At 43.2% G+C, this 20,963-nt stretch carries 15 protein-coding genes and 1 pseudogene; 8 read left to right on the top strand and 8 right to left on the bottom strand.

Annotated elements, in window-relative coordinates; all coding sequences use genetic code 11:
• The first annotated feature begins 90 nt into the window (after nt 1-90).
• Both AC5JMF_RS19015 and AC5JMF_RS19010 read left to right on the top strand, forming a co-directional pair.
• The gene (locus AC5JMF_RS19015) at nt 91-810 is read left to right on the top strand and encodes an FHA domain-containing protein (RefSeq protein WP_495797286.1); all 720 of its coding nucleotides are present in this window, start codon (nt 91-93) and stop codon (nt 808-810) included.
• A 7-nt stretch (nt 811-817) separates the two neighbouring features.
• The gene (locus tag AC5JMF_RS19010) at nt 818-2,197 is read left to right on the top strand and encodes a GlnX family signal transduction membrane protein (protein WP_495797285.1); all 1,380 of its coding nucleotides are present in this window, start codon (nt 818-820) and stop codon (nt 2,195-2,197) included.
• 639 nt (nt 2,198-2,836) lie between these two features.
• Here the strand turns inward: AC5JMF_RS19010 and AC5JMF_RS19005 are convergent.
• Nucleotides 2,837-4,243, bottom strand: a complete 1,407-nt coding sequence (locus tag AC5JMF_RS19005; RefSeq protein WP_495797284.1) for an MFS transporter — start codon at nt 4,241-4,243, stop codon at nt 2,837-2,839.
• A gap of 319 nt (nt 4,244-4,562) precedes the next feature.
• Between AC5JMF_RS19005 and AC5JMF_RS19000 the strand changes: the two genes are divergently transcribed.
• The 5 genes from AC5JMF_RS19000 (at nt 4,563) to AC5JMF_RS18980 (ending at nt 9,179) form a co-directional block, all read left to right on the top strand.
• The gene (locus AC5JMF_RS19000; protein WP_495797283.1) at nt 4,563-5,822 is read left to right on the top strand and encodes an ABC transporter substrate-binding protein; all 1,260 of its coding nucleotides are present in this window, start codon (nt 4,563-4,565) and stop codon (nt 5,820-5,822) included.
• A gap of 182 nt (nt 5,823-6,004) precedes the next feature.
• A complete protein-coding gene (locus tag AC5JMF_RS18995) occupies nt 6,005-7,057 on the top strand; it encodes an aldo/keto reductase (RefSeq protein ID WP_495797282.1) in 1,053 nt (350 codons plus the stop codon).
• Nucleotides 7,058-7,179: 122 nt separating this feature from the next.
• Entirely contained in the window at nt 7,180-7,752 is a 573-nt protein-coding gene (gene dps, locus AC5JMF_RS18990) for a DNA starvation/stationary phase protection protein Dps (protein WP_495797281.1), read from the top strand.
• A 150-nt stretch (nt 7,753-7,902) separates the two neighbouring features.
• Entirely contained in the window at nt 7,903-8,223 is a 321-nt protein-coding gene (locus AC5JMF_RS18985) for a hypothetical protein (protein WP_495797280.1), read from the top strand.
• 239 nt (nt 8,224-8,462) lie between these two features.
• Entirely contained in the window at nt 8,463-9,179 is a 717-nt protein-coding gene (locus AC5JMF_RS18980; RefSeq protein WP_495797279.1) for a pirin family protein, read from the top strand.
• 72 nt (nt 9,180-9,251) lie between these two features.
• Here AC5JMF_RS18980 and clpB read toward each other — a convergent pair whose 3' ends face one another.
• From clpB to AC5JMF_RS18955, 5 genes are all read right to left on the bottom strand, one after another.
• Complete coding sequence (gene clpB / locus AC5JMF_RS18975) at nt 9,252-11,870, bottom strand: ATP-dependent chaperone ClpB (protein ID WP_495797278.1); 2,619 nt, start codon at nt 11,868-11,870, stop codon at nt 9,252-9,254.
• Between the two features lie 375 nt (nt 11,871-12,245).
• The gene (locus tag AC5JMF_RS18970; RefSeq protein WP_495797277.1) at nt 12,246-12,506 is read right to left on the bottom strand and encodes a microviridin/marinostatin family tricyclic proteinase inhibitor; all 261 of its coding nucleotides are present in this window, start codon (nt 12,504-12,506) and stop codon (nt 12,246-12,248) included.
• A gap of 794 nt (nt 12,507-13,300) precedes the next feature.
• Nucleotides 13,301-13,975, bottom strand: a complete 675-nt coding sequence (locus AC5JMF_RS18965) for a DUF305 domain-containing protein (RefSeq protein ID WP_495797276.1) — start codon at nt 13,973-13,975, stop codon at nt 13,301-13,303.
• A 166-nt stretch (nt 13,976-14,141) separates the two neighbouring features.
• The gene (locus AC5JMF_RS18960) at nt 14,142-14,885 is read right to left on the bottom strand and encodes an ABC transporter ATP-binding protein (protein ID WP_495797275.1); all 744 of its coding nucleotides are present in this window, start codon (nt 14,883-14,885) and stop codon (nt 14,142-14,144) included.
• A 369-nt stretch (nt 14,886-15,254) separates the two neighbouring features.
• Nucleotides 15,255-15,998 (bottom strand): PEP-CTERM sorting domain-containing protein, encoded by a 744-nt coding sequence (locus AC5JMF_RS18955; protein WP_495797274.1) that lies wholly within the window; start codon nt 15,996-15,998, stop codon nt 15,255-15,257.
• A 353-nt stretch (nt 15,999-16,351) separates the two neighbouring features.
• On the opposite strand from AC5JMF_RS18955, the gene AC5JMF_RS18950 reads away from it, so the two are divergent.
• The gene (locus AC5JMF_RS18950; protein ID WP_495797273.1) at nt 16,352-18,463 is read left to right on the top strand and encodes a M3 family metallopeptidase; all 2,112 of its coding nucleotides are present in this window, start codon (nt 16,352-16,354) and stop codon (nt 18,461-18,463) included.
• Between the two features lie 271 nt (nt 18,464-18,734).
• Here AC5JMF_RS18950 and AC5JMF_RS18945 read toward each other — a convergent pair whose 3' ends face one another.
• Nucleotides 18,735-20,456, bottom strand: a complete 1,722-nt coding sequence (locus AC5JMF_RS18945; RefSeq protein WP_495797272.1) for an iron uptake porin — start codon at nt 20,454-20,456, stop codon at nt 18,735-18,737.
• A 230-nt stretch (nt 20,457-20,686) separates the two neighbouring features.
• A pseudogene (locus AC5JMF_RS18940) lies at nt 20,687-20,839 on the bottom strand (DNA-binding response regulator); the annotation flags it as partial.
• Nucleotides 20,840-20,963 lie beyond the last annotated feature (124 nt).

Genomic DNA, 20,963 nt, shown 5'->3' with positions numbered 1-20,963 from the left:
ACGAAAAAATAGGTTTTTTCAGACTGAATATGAAAAACCTACCCTTGAAAGGTGGAGAGTGGGGGGACGCGGTGACGCGGAGAATGACAAATGACAAACGACAAAGGACAAATGACAAATAACAAAGAATATAAATGTCCCAAAGGTCATGAATCAACCCAGCCAGATTTTTGTTCGGAGTGTGGCGCTAAAATTCTGGGTGTGGTTGAACCAGCATTAGTGACAAATGCGTTAGCGCAGCTCGCCGTAACAGTGCCACAAACCACCATCGAAACTTGTCCAGCTTGCAGCGCCCCCCGCGAACCCGACAGTGGCGACTTTTGCGAGATTTGTGGCTACAACTTCGTCACCAGGGCGCATGGCGAAGTGCCTGTAGTCAACACAACCGTAGCAGAAGCCGAAATCCCCAATCCCCAATCCCCAACTTGGGAACTTGTAGTCACAATCGACCCTTCCTTAAAACATCCCGACAGTCCAGAAGCACCAAGCAATCAACCAGCGATTTCATTTCGTCTAGACAAGCCAGTTAACCTGATTGGGCGTAATAGCCAAGCCAGAGCGATTTATCCAGAAATTCCCCTGGACTTTGATCATGCTGTTTCAAGCCGCCACGCCTTACTCAATCATCAAGCAGATGGTACGTTGACTCTGCGCGATATTGGATCTTCTAACGGTACGCAATTAAATGGGGTGGAATTAAAACCTATGGTAGATACTCCACTCCAAGATGGAGATGAATTTACTCTTGGACACTGGACGAGGATTACAGTCAAAGCTATCTCACCAGGTTCAATTAAGCTTAAATTTTGAACAACTTATGAGTAAAATTATCGCAGTCTCCAGAAAAGCAATTAGCCAACTCACCACTCCTCAACTCCTCAAGAGTGGCTTATTCCTAACTTGGACAGCAAGTATATTAATGTTAATTGCTACCATTACCGGAATTCAAGGACAACGGCAGGCTATTAAAACAGTTGGTGAAGACTCAACACCAAGTATTGTCACTGCTCAGCGCCTCAAGGATGCTCTTGCAGGTATGGATGCTTATGCTGTTAAAGAATTACTAGTTCCACCTGGACAAAACCCAGATGCTGTTAAAGGTTTTGAAGAACGATATCAGAAACTCGGTGAAAGGTTAGTTGCAGCTGCCGAAAATATCTCTTATGGCGATAAAGAGCGAAAACCGCTTGAGACGATGCAATTGGGATTTGGCGATTACATTGCCAAACTTCAGCAAGCACGAGATGCTCATACGCGTAGCGATGCAAATGCAGTTCTGGTGGCTTACCGAGCTGCTGCTGAAATTATGGACAATAAGCTATTACCAGCAGCTGATGCCTTGGATGAGGTGAACTTGCAAGCTATAGAAAGAACATACACTCAAGAAAAGTTTACTTCTGGTATGTTTTTTGCATTCATTATTATTTCTGGTGTGGCACTAATTATCGTCTTGGTGACACTCCAGCTATTTCTTAGTCAACGGATGCGCCGTACTTTAAATCCTTGGTTGTTAGCGGCAGTGGCGATCGCAATTGCTTTTTTGAATTATACCGCCGCTGCATTTCTTTCTGCTTCTGCACAACTAAAGGTAGCCACTGAAGACGCCTTTATGTCAATACATTCACTGCGCCAAGCTCGTGCTTTAACCTATATTGCCAACGCTGCTGCCAGCCGCTATTTGCTTGACCCTGCCTTTGCTAATAATTACGAACAAGCTTTTTTGAAAAATATCACCAAAATCGCCCAACTACCCAGTGGGCAAACCTTCGAGACAGTAGCAGCTTACTACAGAATAGAGGGCAAAAAGATAGATGGTTTCACAGGCTATCTCGCTGACGAGTTAAACAGTATCACCTTTGCCGGAGAACGAGAAGCGTTGAGGGCAAACCTTTCTACTTTGAGTACTTATCTAACTATTGATCAAACAATCCGCCAGTTAGAACGCAGTGGCAAACATCAACAAGCGATCGCACTTTGTATCGGTAACAAACCAGGACAGTCTACTTGGGCGTTTGATGAGTTCAAAAAAGCTAATCAAAAAATCATGGATATTAATTTAGCAGCTTTCGACAAGACAATTAAACAGGGCTTTCAAGATGTAGATGGCTTCGAGATTACTACCCCAGTGGCGATGAGTGCGATCGCTCTTTTAACTTTACTTGGATTACTCCCGCGTCTTAAAGAATATTCTACTTAGCCCCTGCGAGCTAATTACTGATCACAAAAACTCCGCCTTGCCTACTTAATTTACCAAGACGGAGTGCTATTTATTGAGAACCCTACAGTAAGGAAAGAATATATTCAAAATATAGGTGATTGAAGAATGTGTCTAGCCTTAGTGCAACGACACTTTTGACACTCCCCGTCCTGAAGTTCGGGGATTCTTGGATCCCGGGGAGTCCATCGACTTTACCCTCACCAAGCTTCACCTCGACGTGCCCCGCCGATGAGTAGAGAAAATTCCGTGCGCTCCCTAGGAGCCAAAACTTTCTCAGGATTTGCCGCCCGTTGCGAGACAGGTTCCTCCACCGAAGTGCGAGCCTCTGCCTGTGTTGCGGATTCCTCTAGTCTATCAAAAAGCCGGGAAACGAAGCACGGGGCTTGTACCCATCTTTTCGGTCAACAAGGGAGTAGGGGAGCCACTGCGGTCTTGCCATGAGCGACTGACGAACCCGTAGGAGGAGTGGGAGACGCACAGAAATTTTAATTACGAATTACGTTAGCGTTAGCGAAGCGGTAGCGAGTCCTCGATAGCGTTAGCGTAAAGCCTACGGCATAGCTTCGCTTAGAGCGACAGAGGAGCGTCGCGTCATTACGAATTACGAATTACGAATTATCACCGCGATGGTTCCTGAACGAAAACCAAAGGAACCAGTGCTGTTAGCCGCAATAAAGTAGAGATAGCGAATAATCCTAAGCCTCCATATTCGGCAAATTGGATGATGAAACTGCCTATGGTTGTACCTAAAGCACCACTCAATCCACCAACAGCAGCTGCGATCGCAAAGTAGATTGACTGATTTTTAATTGGTACAATTCCTAACTGGATGTTGTTATTACACAAGTCAATTGCTGCTATGGTTCCTCCCATAATGATGTGTAACAATGGCAACCACAACCATAAATCTAACTGATTAGCACCAATCCCTAACCATAATATTGGTGTGATTGCAACCAAAATCCCGATAGAAATTAAAATTGGTCGATTGCCTATCTTATCTGCTAATTTGCCCCAAAAAATCAGCATCAGCATATTCGCTCCCGCTTGCAGGCTGCTGTAGATAGTCACCCAACTCACATTTAAATCCAGCTTGTCCAGCATGTAGAGATTGAAAAAAGGAGCGCTGAGATTAACAGCCAGCATCCAGCAGCTGAAATAAAGTAAAAATTTCAAAAAGTTAGAGTTTTTCCAGATACTGCTAACTAACTGGTTTTGTGCAGATGGTAACTCTGATGCACAGATTAATTCATCTTTGGTGGGGTTTGATTGAACCTCACCTGTGTGGGTATTTTGCAATTGCGGATTGATATCTATCTTGCAATATTGACACCCTATTCCCACAACCCCAAATACAATACTTACCAACAGCACTACCCCGTAACCTTGTAAAGCTCCCCCATACCAATGGGATACAGCCAAACCCGCCAAAGGCATACAGATTAGATTGGCTAGGCTAGCAGCACTGTTACGTATGCCAAAATATCTACCCCGCAGTCGCCGAGGGACTATAATTGCTATCCAACTAAACCACGATGCAGTCCCTAGTCCTCCCAAAAGATGGCTGCATAGGACAATCAACAGGGTTAATATAGCTAACTGGTGAGAATCAATTGCTCCCCAACTAAAACTGACAATACCTATAACGAGAATTAGCCATAATAGTCGAGCAATTCCATGAGTGTGGAGTGAATACTGAAAGCGGCTGGTGGTAAGTTCCGAAAAGTAAGCCCCCAAAGGTTGAATCAGATTTACCAACATGGGAATAGAAGAGAGCATCCCAAATACCACTGGACTAGCATCCAGTTCTACCAAAAAATTACTCAGCAAAATCCCGCCGGTACCTATAGAGAAAACTGCCGCTAAGACAGCATCTACAGTAGAGGCTCTTAAACTGGTGCGGATAGCGCTCTTAGAGAATCGTAGGCTGGGTGTGGCAGTAGGAAAGAGCGTTGCTGATGTTGAAGTAATCTGGGAAATTTCTAAAGTTACAGGAGTAGTTATTTCAATCGGAACAGAATTCATATTTGGAATACATATGGTGTTGCACAGTCACTCATGAGGCTTGTCATTTGTCATTGTTCATTAGTTATTTCTCCCAATTCCCGGTGGGCTGAGCGAAGTCGTACCCTACGGGAAGCAAGCTACGCGCAGCGTCTCCGACAGGAGAAGCCCATTCCCCTCTTCAATGTCAAGTATGTGTAATTAAAATACATGTTATTTTTGACAATTCTTCGTTATTTTATCCTGCGTTTCTCAACAAAAATTTAGACAAGTAAAATATCATTCTTGGGTAGCAGAAGATATAAGTAAGTGGGGAAGACTATTACTTTGTCATCTGTCTGTGAGCAAAACAAAGCTTTTAAGATTATTGGGGTTGGTAATTGCGATCGCGATCGCTGTGATTGCTTGTCATAGCTTACAACCATTAATTCAACCATCAATACCCACCCCCGTTACTATCAAACTTAGTGGTTGGGCAGGTTCTCTAGTTGAGCAAAATCTTTTGAAACAGGTGTTGAAAGATTTTGAAGCACAGCATCCCAATATCAAAGTCAAGTATGAGGTCATCTCCGACCAATACATGGATGTGATCAAAACCCGCTTGGTTGGAGAGGCAGCCCCTGATGTTTTCTATCTAGATGCACTAGAAGCGCCTTTGTTGATGAGTCAAAATGTGCTGGAACCACTAGATAGTTACATCACTCCCCAATTTGACTTAGCAGACTTTGAAGCAAACCTACTCGATAGCTTCAAATACCAGAACCAAATTTATGGTCTGCCGAAAGATTATTCTACCCTTGCTCTTTTGTATAACAAAAAAGCATTTGCTGCCGCAGGATTAAACAATCCACCAACAACTTGGGACGAATTACTTACTTACTCTCGACAATTAACAGGTAAACTCAACAAATACGGCTTTGGCGAAATTCCAGAACTAGCGCGTCAAGTTTACAAAATCAAAGCCTTTGGTGGACAACTCGTTGACCAAAAGGGTTACGCTACCTTTGCTAATACAGCAGGTTTACAGGGTTTAGAGTTAGTTGTAGACCAGTATCAAAAAGACCGCTCCTCTGCTCAAAAATCTGATGTTGGCACCAACTCAGGTAGTGAAATGTTTGGACAGAGCAAAGTTGCAATGGTAGTTGAAGGTAATTGGGCAATTACCTATCTTAACGAAACCTTTCCCAATCTGGAGTTTGCTACCGCAGAAATACCTACTATAAATAATAAAAAAGGCACGATGGTTTTTACTGTTGCCTACGTTATGAACAAGCAAGCACAACACAAAGCCCAAGCCTGGAAATTAATTTCTTATCTCACAGGCAAAGAAGGCATGGAAAGATGGACAGGTACAGGATTTACATTACCAACACGCAAATCAGTAGCCGAAAAATTGGGTTATGACCAAGACCCTTTCAGGTCGCCATTTGTTGCGGGGGTTAATTACGCCACACCTTGGCAAGCAGGTCAGTATCCAGCAGCGATTATGAATAATTTTGATAACCAATTTATTAGCGCTTTACTCGGACAACAACCATTAAAACAGGCAATGTTGCGGGCGCAAAATGAAGCGAATAAGCAAATTCGGGCGATGGAGTGAAGTGGGGACTGGGGACTGGGGACTGGGGACTGGGGACTGGGGAAGACGCGGGGAAAGAGGGAGTGAGGGAGTGAGGGAGAAAATTTCTCCGCGTCTCCGCGTCTCCCCGTCTCCCCGTCTCCGCGTCCCCAATACCAGTTATCATTCCATTGAGATAGCATTCGCTTAATGAGAAAATATTCATGAGATACAAACTCTTGGGTAAAAGCGGGTTAAGAGTCTCTGAACTCTGTTTAGGAACCATGACCTTTGGTGAAGACTGGGGTTGGGGTGCTTCTAAAGACGAAAGTAATCAAATTTTTGATACCTTTGTAGCTGCTGGGGGTAATTTTATTGATACTGCCAACGGTTATACCGATGGTAGCAGTGAAAAAATTGTTGGTGAGTTAATCGCCAAAGATCGGGAACGCTTTGTAGTTGCTACGAAATATTCTTTTCCCTTACGGATGAATGAGAGTCAAGGCGACCCTAACGCTAGTGGTAATCATCGCAAGAACTTGATGCAATCTTTAGAAGGTAGCCTGAAAAGACTTAATACCGACTACATTGATTTGTTCTGGTTACACGCCTGGGATTTCACAACGCCGATTGAAGAGGTGATGCGATCGCTTGATGATATGGTACGTCAAGGCAAGGTACTGTATATCGGTATTTCTGACACTCCTGCTTGGATTGTGGCTCAGGCTAATACTATCGCTCAGTATCAAGGATGGACACAGTTTGTTGCCCTGCAAGTTGAGTATAGTTTGATTCAACGAACACCAGAACGTGACTTGCTGCCAATGGCGAAAGCCTTTGATTTAGCCATAACGCCGTGGTCGCCCTTGGGTGCTGGTGTCCTGACGGGTAAGTATAATAAACCTCTGCAAGCGGGCGAGGAACAGGGGCGATTAGCAAACTCAGCAGCGGGAACTATTTCTGAGAAGAGTTTAGCGATCGCTGATGTTGTCAGTCAAGTCGCTACAGAAATTGGACACACACCTTCACAGGTAGCAATAGCTTGGTTGTGCGCTCAAAGCGGTATAATTATCCCTATCATTGGCGCACGCAAGCTAAGCCAGTTCCAAGACAACTTAGCAGCTTTAAATGTCACCTTATCACCAGAACATCTGCAACGGCTAAATGAAGTGAGTCAAATTGAATTGGGCTTTCCCCATGACTTTTTGCAGAATGACACAATCCGCGATCGGCTTTTTGGTGGTACATTCAACGCCATAGACAACCATCGCACTTAGGCGCCATTTTGTAAATGCTTAAACAGTAACACATGCAGGCATTGATTCCCTCTCTCGTCAGATAGTTTCGCACAGCAGGCTAGTATCTGTAGAGTTAAATATAAAAGGCATTGGCTACAACTATGAGCGAGAACACAGTTTCATCACGTTTATATCCCACCCGTATCGACATTCCCGCCGAAGCGCGCGTGAAAATTGTCACACTTCTCAATCAAACCTTGGCTGCTACTTTAGATCTGAAAACTCAGACTAAACAAGCCCACTGGAACGTTAAAGGGACTGATTTCTATCAGTTACACGAATTGTTTGATGAACTTGCTGGTGAATTGGAAGAGTATGTAGATATGGTTGCTGAACGTGTCACCGCTTTGGGTGGATACGCTTTAGGAACAGCCCGCGCCGCCGCTACTAATTCGATTTTGCCAGAATATCCTTATGATATTTTAGATGGCAAAGACCATGTAACAGCACTGGCAGATCGTTTCGCACCCTATGCTAAACATATTAGGGAAGCGATCGACAAAACTGATGATTTAGGCGACGCTGATACTGCTGACCTCTACACCGAAATTTCTCGCACTATTGATAAGCGACTTTGGTTCTTAGAGGCTCATCTGCAAGTATCGGAAATTAAGGGAGAAAATGGCACAGCAGGTGCTACTAAAACTCAACAGAAAGTAGGGGCTGTTAAATAATTCGTAATTCGTAATTCGTAATACTTTGACTTCGCTCAGTACAAGTTCGTAATGACGCGACGGTCGTACCTCGCTACCGCTTCGCTAACGCTAACGCTATCGCGGACTCGCTACCGCTGCGAAGCGCGTAATTAAGTTTTGGAATGGGGATTGAGCGCAAAGTCACCAGGGGAAACCTGCGCTCTGACGGCAGTTGTTCATGGGGGAAACCACGCCACTTGCGCGGCTGCCGGGAAACCCGAAGGGCGCAGTGGCTCCCCAAGATCATACTGCCTCAACTTTGTAAGACAGACCCCAACACAAAACTTGGCGGTTATAGAACCGGGGGACTTAAACCCACGAAACTTGCTAAATAGGCTCTTTTGCGATCGCAATCAATTAACAGTTATCAAGTTGGCAGTTATGAAATTAGTCAACAGTCCTGACGGAGTATGGTGTGGTGTTTTTCTCAGCAGTGAAACTGGTAATTGATAACTGATAATTGTATAGTATCTTTTTGGTAAGTACGCCACTTTTTAGTGCGTACTTTTCATTTTATATGTATATACTTTACTATTTAAATAGTTCAAAAAAGTTCTAAGTTATTTCTCTGTTCTTCCTACCTAAAATCTCTATTTTTTAAACAAACTACAGAGGAAGCAAAGAATGCAGAGGAAGAGATGATTTAAAGAAAACAAAAAATAGGTAATTCTTAACAGTGAGGTAAAATCATGTCTCAAAATACTATTAATCACCTAATTCATGATAGAAACGCCCGTGGTCGAACTCAGATTGGTTGGCTTGATAGCTACCATACTTTTTCTTTTGGAGGTTTTCAAGATCCAAACCGCATGGGATTTCGTTCTCTACGGGTAATCAATGACGATCGCGTTGTGCCTGGTGCCGGTTTTGCTACCCACGGTCATCGTGATATGGAAATCCTGACCTATGTTTTGGAAGGTGCGTTAGAACACAAGGATAGTTTAAATACTGGTTCTGTGATTCTTCCTGGTGAAGCGCAAGTGATGAGTGCTGGTACTGGTATCACCCACAGCGAATATAATCACTCAAAAACAGAACCCGTTCATCTTCTACAAATCTGGATTCTTCCTGATCAACAAGGACTTGCACCTAGATATGAACAAAAAGCTTTTCCTATAGAAGAAAGGCGGGGCAAATTACGCTTAATTGCTGCTAAAGATGGGCGCGATGGTGCTGTGACAATTCACCAAGATGTTGATTTATATACATCTATTTTAGAAAGTGGTGATGTTGTCAATTATCACGCCCAACCTCATCGTTATACCTGGATACAAGTTGCTCAAGGTATAGCAATTTTAAATGGTGAGGAACTCAGAGCAGGTGATGGGGTGCAAATTCAAGGTGAAGAACAGCTAGAAATTAGCACTAATGTTGGTGCAGAAATTTTGCTTTTCGATCTAGGTTAATAGAAACTCGAGAGTTCGTGATCCCCACCCCACAATGGATTGGGGGTTGGGGAATAGTTTTAAATTATTTAGCTAACCAATGACTACTTCTGCTGGTAAGCGGCTAAAAGCAAGACGCTCATTTTGCACATCAACGAAGATGGTGTCACCGTCGTTAAATTCACCGCGCAAGATGGCTTTGGCAATTTGAGTTTCTAACTCTCGCTGAATTGCTCGTTTTAATGGACGGGCGCCGAAAACCGGGTCGTATCCTACTTCGGCTAAAAAGTCAAGTGCAGCATCAGAGATTTTCAGAGACATTTTGCGATCGCTAAGTCGTTGCCGCAGTCTATCCACTTGCAACAGTACAATTTGTCGCAATTCTCGTTTGTCTAAGCTGTGGAAAATGATAACTTCGTCAATTCGGTTGAGGAACTCTGGGCGGAAGCTATTCCGCATCGCTTCCATGACTCGATGACGCATTTCATCGTAGCGTGAGTTATCCCCGGCGATATCGAGAATATACTGCGAACCGATGTTACTAGTCATGATGATAATGGCATTTTTGAAGTCCACTGTATGACCTTGGGCATCAGTAACGCGACCATCATCTAGAATTTGCAGAAAGATATTGAAAACATCGGGGTGTGCCTTCTCGATTTCGTCAAAGAGAATGACGGCGTAAGGACGACGGCGAATCGCTTCGGTGAGTTGTCCGCCTTCTTCGTAGCCTACATACCCTGGAGGCGCACCAATTAAGCGAGAAACGGCGTGTTTCTCCATGTACTCTGACATATCAATCCGCACTAGTGCATCTTCGGTGTCGAACATGTATGATGCTAGGGCTTTGGCTAATTCGGTTTTACCTACACCTGTAGGGCCAAGGAAAATGAAGCTAGCAATGGGACGATTGGGATCAGCTAGTCCAGCACGCGATCGCTGAATGGCATCGGCTACCGCTGTGACGGCTTCGTCTTGTCCAACCACGCGGCGGTGCAGTTCATTTTCTAGGTGCAGTAGTTTCTCTTTCTCTGACTCTACTAGCTTACTAATAGGAATTCCTGTCCACTTAGAAATAATTTCGGCGATGTCACCTTCTGTGACTTCCTCACGCAACAGAGATTTACCTGTTCTTTGGGCATTGGCTAGTTCGGCTTCTGCTGCTTCTAAGTCGCGATGTAAGTCAGTTAACGTACCATATTTCAACTTGGCAGCTTTTTCGAGTTCGTAGTTACGTTCTGTTTGCTGAATCTCTAGGTTGACTCGTTCAATCTCTTTTTTAATAGATTGAATTTTGTCAATGATATCTTTTTCAGACTGCCATTGAGCGCTCAACGCTCTCTGTTCCTCTTTGAGATCGGCGATTTCTTTTTCTAATCTTTCTAGCCGTTCGCGGGAAACTGCGTCGCTTTCTTTTTGCAGAGATAGCTTCTCCATTTCTAATTGCAGAATCTTGCGATCGATTTCGTCAAGTTCTTCTGGTTTGGAGGTAATCTCCATTTTCAATCTGGCAGCAGCTTCGTCTACTAAGTCGATCGCTTTGTCTGGTAAGAAGCGGTCAGAGATATATCTGCTAGATAGTGTAGCTGCTGCTACTAAAGCACTATCAGAAATCTTGACCCCGTGATGGTTTTCATAGCGTTCTCTTAACCCGCGCAAAATCGAAATTGTATCTTCAACACTGGGTTGATCTACATAAACCTGTTGGAAACGTCTTTCTAGTGCTGCGTCTTTCTCAATATATTTGCGGTACTCATCCAAGGTTGTCGCCCCAATGCAGCGTAATTCACCCCGCGCCAACATTGGTTTTAGCAAGTTACCCGCATCCATTGCGCCTTGAGTCGCACCAGCACCAACGACTGTATGAATTTCATCTATAAATAAGACAATGTTGCCGCCAGATTCAGTCACTTCTTTTAAGACTGCTTTCAGGCGTTCTTCAAATTCGCCCCGGAATTTTGCCCCCGCAATCAAAGCACCCATATCTAAGGCGATTAACTTGCGGTCTTTAAGAGATTGCGGAACATCACCAGCAACGATTCGCTGTGCTAGTCCTTCGGCTATTGCTGTTTTACCAACCCCAGGTTCACCAATCAACACAGGGTTATTTTTGGTACGGCGAGACAGAATTTGCACTGTGCGACGAATCTCGTCATCTCGCCCAATCACCGGGTCTAGTTGACCTTTACGGGCAGCTTCAGTGAGATCACGCCCATACTTTTCCAGTGCTTCGTATTTACCCTCCGGGTTTTGGTCGGTCACTTTCTGATTCCCACGCACTTGCTTAATAATATTTTTCAGCTTACTTTCGTCTAAACCAAATTCTTGGAATAAACCTTTACCGAAGCGGTCATCTTTAGCGTAAGCGAGTAATAAGTGTTCGATTGAGATAAATTCGTCTTTAAAATCCTTACGATAACCGTCCGCCCTATCTAAAAGTGTATCTAAGCTACGTCCCAAGTAAACAGAACTGCTACTACCAGATACTCTTGGTTGACGTTGGATAAATTGGTCGGCGCGATCGCGGATTTTTTGCAAGTTAACACCCGCTTTTGTCAAAATACTGCTAGATAGACCATCTTGTTCTAGCAGTGCCTTCATCAGGTGTTCACTTTCTATCTGCTGTTGATGATATTGTTTAGCAATTTCTGGGGTGTGGGCAAGAGCTTCCCAGGCTTTTTCGGTAAATTGGTTGGGATTAGTAGGTTGCATAGGCTTGCTGAGGAACGAACCACTCCATAATCAAAAATAATTTCTAATTAGATAATTTATTCAGTTTTACTCCGACATCGCCATTGTAAAAAGATGCGGGTGGCTAGCTGGATCGGTCTTCACATCTTGATAATGTAGTAGTATTACTGCCCGTGTAATCAATCATACTAGCTGGGGTTGGGACTGGGGATGAAGAAGACACGGAGACACGGAGACGCGGGGACGCAGAGAATAATCAATGACAATGACAATTCCCCTATTTAATATGAAGAAAAAAACTGGATAGGATAAATCCCATCCAGTTTTTCATTAATTACGAATTACGTTAGCGCAGCGGTAGCGAGTCCGCGAGCGTCATTACGAATTACGAATTATTTAATGGTCTTCATTATCTGAAGGGAACTTGAGAGTGACTACGCCCCCATCTTCATTATCTGATGGGAATTTTTCTGTTACTCCACCCTTTCCATGTCCATCTTCTTGATCGGAAGGATATTTCCTTGTCATAACTCTACAACCACCTCCAACTTTATCCATTTCTTCTTCGGATAAGTCTTCCAAAGACTGTCCTTCTAAAAAACGGGCAAAGAATGGTACTGCTTGTGAGTCTAAATTATCCACTTTGATATTAGACATAATATTCTCCTAAATGTTGTGTTATCAATGTAACCTTTATAAGCATAATTAATATACTTATAACTACAATATTTTTCTGTTTTTTGGGACATAATTAATACAATTTTGCTTCTATAAATCTCCTTGAATATCATCGTTAATAAAATCAAATTGCAAAGGAATCAAGAAATTTCCATGATTAGGCGATCGCTTTAAAAACATAGCAAATTATCTTCAGGAATGCTCGGCGCACCTTTGCATTCAAGAAGCTATAATTTAGAAACAGTATGATAAACACGCTTTGATTCGCTGATAAATTTAGGGGCATAGCTAGATTATTTGTGTCCCAAAATAATCCTAATCAACCAAAAGTATTGCTTTGATATGTAAACCTGCGATCCCAAAACTTTCATGCGCGAGTTATCCAGATTGAGAGAAGGGATCTAGGATAGCGATCGCTTACAATAACTGTCTTAGAACTTATCGAGGATTGCTATAGTTGAATCAGCTATTGTTTTCTCAATAACATCATGCAAACTTTAAATTCTCTTCTATATCAGAATTTGACAAGTTTAGAGAGTACGAAAAATCACACATCTATTTACTAAACTTGAAACGTCCATTTACTTTTTCGCCATTAATATCAGCAGTGACTTTCACTTGATATTGACCAGTTACATTTGCGAGAAGTAGGGCTATATAATAAACTCTAAGCTAAAAAACATCTAAATTACATAATCAAATTAAATAAAACTCTTGTGGGGTGGGCATCTTGCCCGCCCTAATTATGCAAGTTATATATGGAACAGCTTATCTCACTTGTTATACCAAGCCTTCCGCCACTGCTGCATTTGTTTAATCTCTGCATCTTGGGATTTAATAATTTCTTGGGCTAAGTTCTTAACTTCAGGACGTTGAGACTTACTTAAGACATCTTTAGCCATAGTTACAGCTCCTTCATGGTGAGGAATCATGGCATTAATAAAGCGTAAATCAAACTCTTCATCTGCTGCACCCAAATCCATGTTCATCATCATCGACTGCATTTGTTCAGATGACATTTCCATCATGTGTTTCATCTGAGCATCATAAGCCACAGGCTTAGCACCTGCTTTGGGATACCAAGCTTGTCGCCATTGCCTCATCTGCTTGATTTCGCGATTTTGAGCTTTGATAATATCATCTGCTAGTTTTTTCATTTGGGGACGTTTTGATTTCTCCTGGGCTGCTTCAGCCATTTCTACAGCCCCCTGATGGTGTAGGATCATGGCGTCAATGAACCGTAGATCATAGTTAGCATCAGCTGGCCCTAAATCCATCGCGCCATCATGGTGCATGTGCTGCTTATTGGCAGTATTGGTGACATTGACATTTGAGGCTTGGTTTTGGGAGGCACTAGTAGAACATGCGGTTAGGGTGCTACCAAACAAAGAAGCGATCGCAATCATACTAAATGCTAAAAAGCTGTTTTTGAGAATAAGAAATCGCATACACTAACCAGCAGGTTAATTACATCTACCATCTATTTTTGCAGGTAAAAATGAAATTAGGATGAAAGGGGATTGGGGAATTGTCATTGATTATTCTCCGCGTAAGCGCGTCTGTTCACTCCCTCATCCCCCGGTTGGTGAGTGAAGTCGAACCACATCCCCGCGTCTAATGCTTTCTACCCGCACCTAGATACAGTTCGCCTACTTTGGGATCATTTAACAATTCTTGACCTGGCCCGGAGATAGCATCGCGTCCAGATTCTAATACATAACCGCGATCGGCCATTTCTAAAGCCTTACGGGCATTTTGTTCTACCAGTACGATCGCAGTACCCGTTTGGTTAATTTGTTGAATCTGCTCGAATACTTGTGTTACCAGTATAGGAGACAAAGCAGCAGAAGGTTCATCCAATAGCAGCAAACTCGGTTCCAACATTAAAGCTTTGCCCATAGCCAACATTTGGCGTTCTCCTCCTGAGAGTGTACCAGCACGTTGACGACGGCGATCGCTCAGCCGGGGAAACATGCTAAATATCCGATCTTTTAAAGATTTGAGGGGAATATTACGGACAAAAGCACCCATTTCTAAGTTTTCTTCAACACTCAGCGATGGGAAAACGTTAGCAATTTGCGGTACATAGCACATACCTCGCTGGACAATTTGATTTGACTTTAGCCCTACAATTTTCTCGCCTTTAAAGGTAATTGTGCCTGTGTGGGGAACTAAAAGCCCAAAAATGGTTTTTGCCAAAGTTGATTTGCCAGCACCATTGGGGCCAATCACCGTTACTAGTTCTCCTGATTCCACCAGAAAATTTACGCCTTGTAAAATATCTACATCTTTGATATATCCAGCATGGACATTTTGAACTTCTAACAATGGAGCAGAATAACCTACCGAATCTGACATAGAATCCTTTGCATAAATGCAAAATATAATTTAACTAACTGTGTTACCACTCATAGACAAAAAAACATAGGTAAATTACCTATGTCTCAATTTGTATATTAAATCAGTGAACAGTTGTTAGTTATCAATGATAGAGAACAGGGAACAGGTTTCAACCTACCTTACAATACAAGGATTCTTTAGTGTCACAAGGAGCAAGGTTTTAAACCTTTATTTTTTGATAAATATGATAACTAATAACTGGTAACTGATTTTTACTGTTTTTCGTAAATGTTCAAAACTGGACTGGGCTTCGCCCCACCATATTAAACTTTCGCTTCGCTAATGCTCTTTGTTGGCAACTTAATTATCACTGTTCCCCATTCCCTCTCATTTGCTGCGACGTACTTGAGAGTAGATTCTCAGAAATAGGAAACCACATAAACTAGTGAATAAGCTAGCAGGCTCTGGAGCTTTCTCAATCGGTTCGTCTGAGATAGTTATTTGACCATTTGCAACCTCACCATTATCACCTACTTCTCCGAAGTAAAGATATAGCGGGCCTGTTATGGTAACAGGACTGGTAAAGTTAAATCCTACTTTGCCGTTATCACCTAAACTCACAAATCCAGCAGCATTAGAACCAGTTGTAGAATTGGCATCAAAGTTTTGGAGTGTCGCTACTGAGTCGTCAATATTACTATCAGATGTGCCAAACAAAGCTGTCTCTCCAGTAGAACGTTGGGTTCCAGGGATATACATGGTTCCGGTTGGGCTGAAATCAAACACATTCAGCCCCGCAATGTTATTGATATCCGCAGCATTTTTAATCAAAGTTTTGCTGAGCTTGATTCCGTCTAAATCAAAGCCACTGAACTTGCCATCAGAGCCGCCTGTACCACTGCCACTGTCAGTAATAGAGATGGAATTAATACTATTAAAATTCACCCCAGAAAGATCCGCTCGATAAACAGCAGTTCTTGCCGGATTCCCACCAGTTAAGCCCGGTAGCTTTGTAAAAGCAAGATCTATTGTTGCAGCTGTGGCACTTTGAGCGGACATCAAACCCATTGCCCCAGTAGCCAAACCAAACACTAAAAATCGAGAAGTGACGGATATACTGAACTTTGTCATAAATTTTAATTACCTTCAGTATGATTCGTAGCTACACATACTCGTGCATTACACGAGCGTAGCCGCTACTGAGATAGTTAACAGGATATTTTTATAAGCTTCACAATAATTTCATCAATATTTCATGGGGAGTAGGCAGTGGGGAGTACTGAAGCGCTGTAGCGGGGCGTTCAGCCCATGTTGAGTGCTGAGTATTATGAGTATTAGTAGTATTTCTCCCCCTACTCCCTACTCCCTACTCCCCACTCCCTACTAATGTTGTATTAGTCGGCAAAATTACACAGCGATCGCTACATTAAAAGATATATAAATAAAAATCATCCTTGATCGCCATTTATCCGTAGAACAACACTATGAGCGCAAGTGCTATTATTTCTACCAATCCCCTACTCCAAGGCTACGGTTTACCTCCCTTTCCAGAGATTCGACCAGAGCAAGTAGTACCAGCCTTCGATGAGATGCTGGCAGAACTGAATCAACAGCTTGCTACTTTGGAGGCCAATGTACAGCCTACTTGGGGGGGTTTAGTAGAACCTCTAGAAAAGCTGACAGAACGGCTTTACTGGAGTTGGGGAATCGTAAATCATTTGATGGGTGTCAAAAACAGCCCTGAACTACGCCAAGCTCATGAAACAGTACAACCACAGGTAGTACAGTTGCTCAACAAGCTTGGTCAGAGCCAACCCATCTACAATGCTTTTAAGGCACTCCGCGCTAGCAAGACTTGGGAAACTTTAGAATCAGCCCAGCAACGTATCGTAGAAGCTGCTATCCGTGATGCAGAACTGTCTGGTGTTGGTTTACAAGGAGAGGCAAGGGAACGTTTCAACGCTATTCAGATGGAGTTGGCAGAACTTTCGACTAAGTTCTCTAACCATGTACTCGATGCGACTAAAGCTTTCAGCTTAACTTTGACTACAAAAGCAGAAATTGATGGCTTACCTCCCAGCTTACTAAGCTTATTGGCACAAGCAGCTAGGGCTGCACAAGCAGAAAATGCCACATCAGAAAATGGCCCTTGGCGCGTTACTTTAGACTTTCCCAGTTACGGCCCTTTTATGCAGCACAGCACCCGTCGTGATTTACGGGAAAAGCTCTACAAAGCATATATCACTCGTGCTTCTGGTGGCGATTTAGATAACAACCCACTAATTAAACGCATTTTAGAGTTACGCCAAAAACTCGCAGATTTACTCGGTTTTGAGAGTTTTGCTCAATTGAGTCTTGCTAGTAAAATGGCTCCTAATGTTGAGGCAGTGGAAGCGCTACTAGAAGAACTACGCAGCACTAGTTATGATGCTGCTATGAAAGATTTAGCAGCACTGAAAACCTTTGCTGCTAGTAAGGGCGCAGCTGAAGCTGAAGATTTAAAGCATTGGGATATCAGTTTTTGGGCAGAACGCCAAAGAGAAGAAAAATTTGCCTTTACCGCAGAAGAATTACGTCCTTACTTCCCGCTACCCCAAGTGCTAGATGGCTTATTTAGCTTGGTAAAACGACTATTTGGCGTCACAGTTACTCCTGCCGATGGTCAAGCCCCAGTATGGCACGAGCATGTTCGCTATTTCCAAATTGCTGATGAAACAGGTTCCCCCATAGCCTACTTCTACTTAGATCCTTACAGTCGTCCAGCCGAAAAACGCGGTGGTGCTTGGATGGATATATGTATTAATCGTGGCAAAATCACCGAAAATGGTACAACTACCATCCGCTTACCTGTAGCTTATCTAGTGTGTAACCAAACTCCTCCCATAGATGGGAAGCCTAGTTTGATGACTTTCTACGAAGTTGAAACCTTATTCCATGAATTCGGTCATGGATTGCACCATATGCTTACCAAGGTTGACTACACTGGAGCCGCAGGCATTAATAATGTGGAATGGGATGCAGTCGAATTACCCAGTCAATTTATGGAAAACTGGTGTTATGAGCGACCCACGTTATTTGGCATGGCTAAACATTACGAAACTGGTGAGCCTCTACCAGAGCATTATTATCAAAAACTACTAGCAGCCCGTAACTATATGAGTGGTAGTGGCATGTTGCGGCAAATTCACTTCAGTATTGTGGATATGGCACTGCACTACCGCTATCGCCCTGGTAGCAATGAAACGCCAGCAGATATACGTCAGCAAATTGCCAAAACTACTACCGTCTTACCACCATTGCCAGAAGATGCCTTCTTATGCGCTTTTGGGCATATTTTTGAAGGTGGTTATGCAGCAGGTTACTACAGTTATAAGTGGGCTGAAGTACTGAGTGCTGATGCTTTTGCTGCTTTTGAAGAAGCTGGATTAGATGATGAAGCAGCTATCAAAGCCACAGGCAAGCGTTACCGAGATACAGTGCTAGCACTTGGCGGTAGCAAGCATCCCATGGAGGTGTTCAAAAGTTTCCGAGGACGCGAACCAAGTACAAGTGCTTTACTCAGACATAACGGTTTGGCAAATGGTGGTGCTGAGTAACCCTTTTGGCGGGCTTAAAAGCCCGCTTCACAAGAAAACTTATACCAATTCGTAATTCGTAATGACGCGACGCTCCTCTGTCGCTCTAAGCGAAGCTATGCCGCAGGCTTTACGCTAACGCTATCGATGACTCGCTACCGCTACGCTAACGTAATTCGTAATTAAGAAACTCTTATTTAGTATGGGTTTCGGAGTTTGAATGTGTAGCCGAATTGTAGAGAATTGGTATTATTGCGATCGTCACGCCAATACTGGCGTGACGATCGCAATCTTAGAAATTGAAGGTGGTTCTTAGTGTACCAATGATTGCGTTTTCGCTGTCAGCTTGCTGGCCAGGATTGGTCAACCAAATTACTCCAGGTGTGATGGAGATGTTGTCAGTAACGCGATATTTATAGAAACCTTCAAAATGGTATGGTTTATCACCATCAACACTTCCTAAGTATGGTTGCACACCTGCGAAAATTCCTAAAACGTTGCCTTTCTTGCCGAAGTCTGGCAAAGCTACCCCAACCCCGTAACTCCAAACTTCCCCGTCATCACCAGCACCAAGACCAGTGATATCGTTGTAAGATATAAAGCCACTAATCGATAGCTTGTCGCTGGGTTTGAAAGCTGCCGCCAGACCGTAAGAGTTACTCACGTAAGGATTGCCGCCACCCACAAAGTTAGCTTGTTGAGTACCAACTACAGCCGTGGTGACTGAGCCGGCATCGAATAAAGCACTATTAGCACCATGATAACCGTGGACATAGGTTGCTGCTAGGGTGATGCGATCGCCAAGTCCCAGGTTTAATTGTGCCAGAGCCGCATAGTTGCCGTCAAATAAGCCAGAACCGCCAAGAGGGTTATTTGCTTCCGATGCTAAGTAACCTAATGTTAATGACGGTTTAAAGCTACTGCCGCCGCCAAAGGCTAAGTTAACACCAATCCCAGCACCGCCGCCAATCCGGTAAATTGGGCTTTCAGAGGCAAAGGTCGATAAAGCACCGTTACCACCATCAAAATCCTCAAAATATGGGTTAACAGTAGGAACGTAATCGCTTTGAATACCTCCGGTTGCAGCCAAGTAGACTTGGGAGTTACCAACAGGGAAGTAATAAGATAACCAATCTACGAATGCACTATTATTGCTACCAAGGAATAAGTTAAAAGTTTGAGTTCCCTCTGCTGTACCATTGGGAAAAGATAATGGGGTAGCATTGCCAGTAGCAATCCGAGTGTGCAGTACATCCTTGCCTGTAAAGCTGGTTTGTAAGTCTAGACGCACCCTATCTTGGAAGACGGTATTGTTGTTATCATCATCGCCAAAACTGTCGGTGACAGCAAAAATCACTTCACCAACTAGCTTGGTTGTAGTAGAAAACTGATTAGCTTCAAGTTCCGCAGTCCGCGCTTCTAAGTTATCTACTCGTCCACGCAGAGTTGCCAATTCTGCGGAAAATTCTTCTTGTAAACGCTGTAGGGTTGCTAAGTCTGCTTTTGTTACCAAGTCAGCAGTTGCAGTGGCAATGAGTTCGTTGACTCTATCCAAACAAGCATTTAAACCAGCAGCAAACTCATAACGAGTCAATGCCCGGTTGCCCCGGTAAGTACTATTAGGATATCCTGCAATACAACCGTAGCGTTCTACCAAAGATTGCAGAGCTTGGAACGCCCAGTCTGTTGGCTGTACGTCAGAAAATTGTGAAACTGATGTGACTTGAGACAGTGAATTTTGTTTTTGTCCTTCACTGCTATAGCGGTTAACTTGTTCTAAAACATTATTTTCATCGGTTTTTACTTGAGCAATTAGTTGGCGGTTGAGTTTTAGTTGCTCCGCTGAAATTTTAGAACTTTGAAAAATTTCGGGTGTTTCTGACGAAACAACTTGTGCTTTTACGCCTTCAGATTTACCTACTGTTCCAGTAGCCATTGCCTTAGTCGCAACCAACATCGTTGTTGCTAAAACTACTGGACTCAATACTAGGGTTTTCCACAGTAAATGAGACATTTTTTTGTTTTCCTCACACTACACTCTTATGTACAGCTAACTTGACGACGAACTGCACTGACTCTCACAAATGCTGGATTTCGGATGTTGTTAAGGTTAGGTTATAAAGTTGGAGTAGCTTATTTTTATACATTAATAAACCAAACTAGTCAAGCGAAACGGGATTGGTGCAAGCTGTAAAATATAACACAATAGCTTATGCTAAATAACTACGATTTAGGTAAAAAAGTTTATTTTGATTGATTATTGCCAAGATTGAGTCTATATCCCAGACTATGTAGTGTTTCATTTGGATTAGCACCACCATTGTTAGTTAATTTGCGGCGTAGTAAGCCAATTTGTGCTGCTACGACATTGCTATTTGATTCTGAATTCACTTCCCAAAACACGAAGGTGATGTCTAAGACGGGCTACGCCTACGCAAAATTTTAGATCCCTCTAAATCTATGCCAATGTGGGAGTAGGGAGTAGGGAACCCACGCCTTAAGGCGTGGGATTGAAGTCAGG

It is taken from the genome of Desmonostoc vinosum (assembly GCF_059505385.1).
Note: the sequence above shows the minus strand (reverse complement) of the source record. Positions and strands in the feature narration are given on the sequence as shown.

Excerpts from the sequence above, each read along its gene's own strand:
- dps (WP_495797281.1), top strand. The coding sequence starts at position 7,180 with ATGAGCGAGAACACAGTTTCATCACGTTTATATCCCACCCGTATCGAC.
- AC5JMF_RS18970 (WP_495797277.1), bottom strand. The coding sequence starts at position 12,506 with ATGTCTAATATCAAAGTGGATAATTTAGACTCACAAGCAGTACCATTC.
- AC5JMF_RS18945 (WP_495797272.1), bottom strand. The coding sequence starts at position 20,456 with ATGTCTCATTTACTGTGGAAAACCCTAGTATTGAGTCCAGTAGTTTTA.
- AC5JMF_RS18995 (WP_495797282.1), top strand. The coding sequence starts at position 6,005 with ATGAGATACAAACTCTTGGGTAAAAGCGGGTTAAGAGTCTCTGAACTC.
- AC5JMF_RS18965 (WP_495797276.1), bottom strand. The coding sequence starts at position 13,975 with ATGCGATTTCTTATTCTCAAAAACAGCTTTTTAGCATTTAGTATGATT.
- clpB (WP_495797278.1), bottom strand. The coding sequence starts at position 11,870 with ATGCAACCTACTAATCCCAACCAATTTACCGAAAAAGCCTGGGAAGCT.
- AC5JMF_RS19010 (WP_495797285.1), top strand. The coding sequence starts at position 818 with ATGAGTAAAATTATCGCAGTCTCCAGAAAAGCAATTAGCCAACTCACC.
- AC5JMF_RS18955 (WP_495797274.1), bottom strand. The coding sequence starts at position 15,998 with ATGACAAAGTTCAGTATATCCGTCACTTCTCGATTTTTAGTGTTTGGT.
- AC5JMF_RS18950 (WP_495797273.1), top strand. The coding sequence starts at position 16,352 with ATGAGCGCAAGTGCTATTATTTCTACCAATCCCCTACTCCAAGGCTAC.
- AC5JMF_RS18960 (WP_495797275.1), bottom strand. The coding sequence starts at position 14,885 with ATGTCAGATTCGGTAGGTTATTCTGCTCCATTGTTAGAAGTTCAAAAT.
- AC5JMF_RS19015 (WP_495797286.1), top strand. The coding sequence starts at position 91 with ATGACAAACGACAAAGGACAAATGACAAATAACAAAGAATATAAATGT.
- AC5JMF_RS19005 (WP_495797284.1), bottom strand. The coding sequence starts at position 4,243 with ATGAATTCTGTTCCGATTGAAATAACTACTCCTGTAACTTTAGAAATT.
- AC5JMF_RS18980 (WP_495797279.1), top strand. The coding sequence starts at position 8,463 with ATGTCTCAAAATACTATTAATCACCTAATTCATGATAGAAACGCCCGT.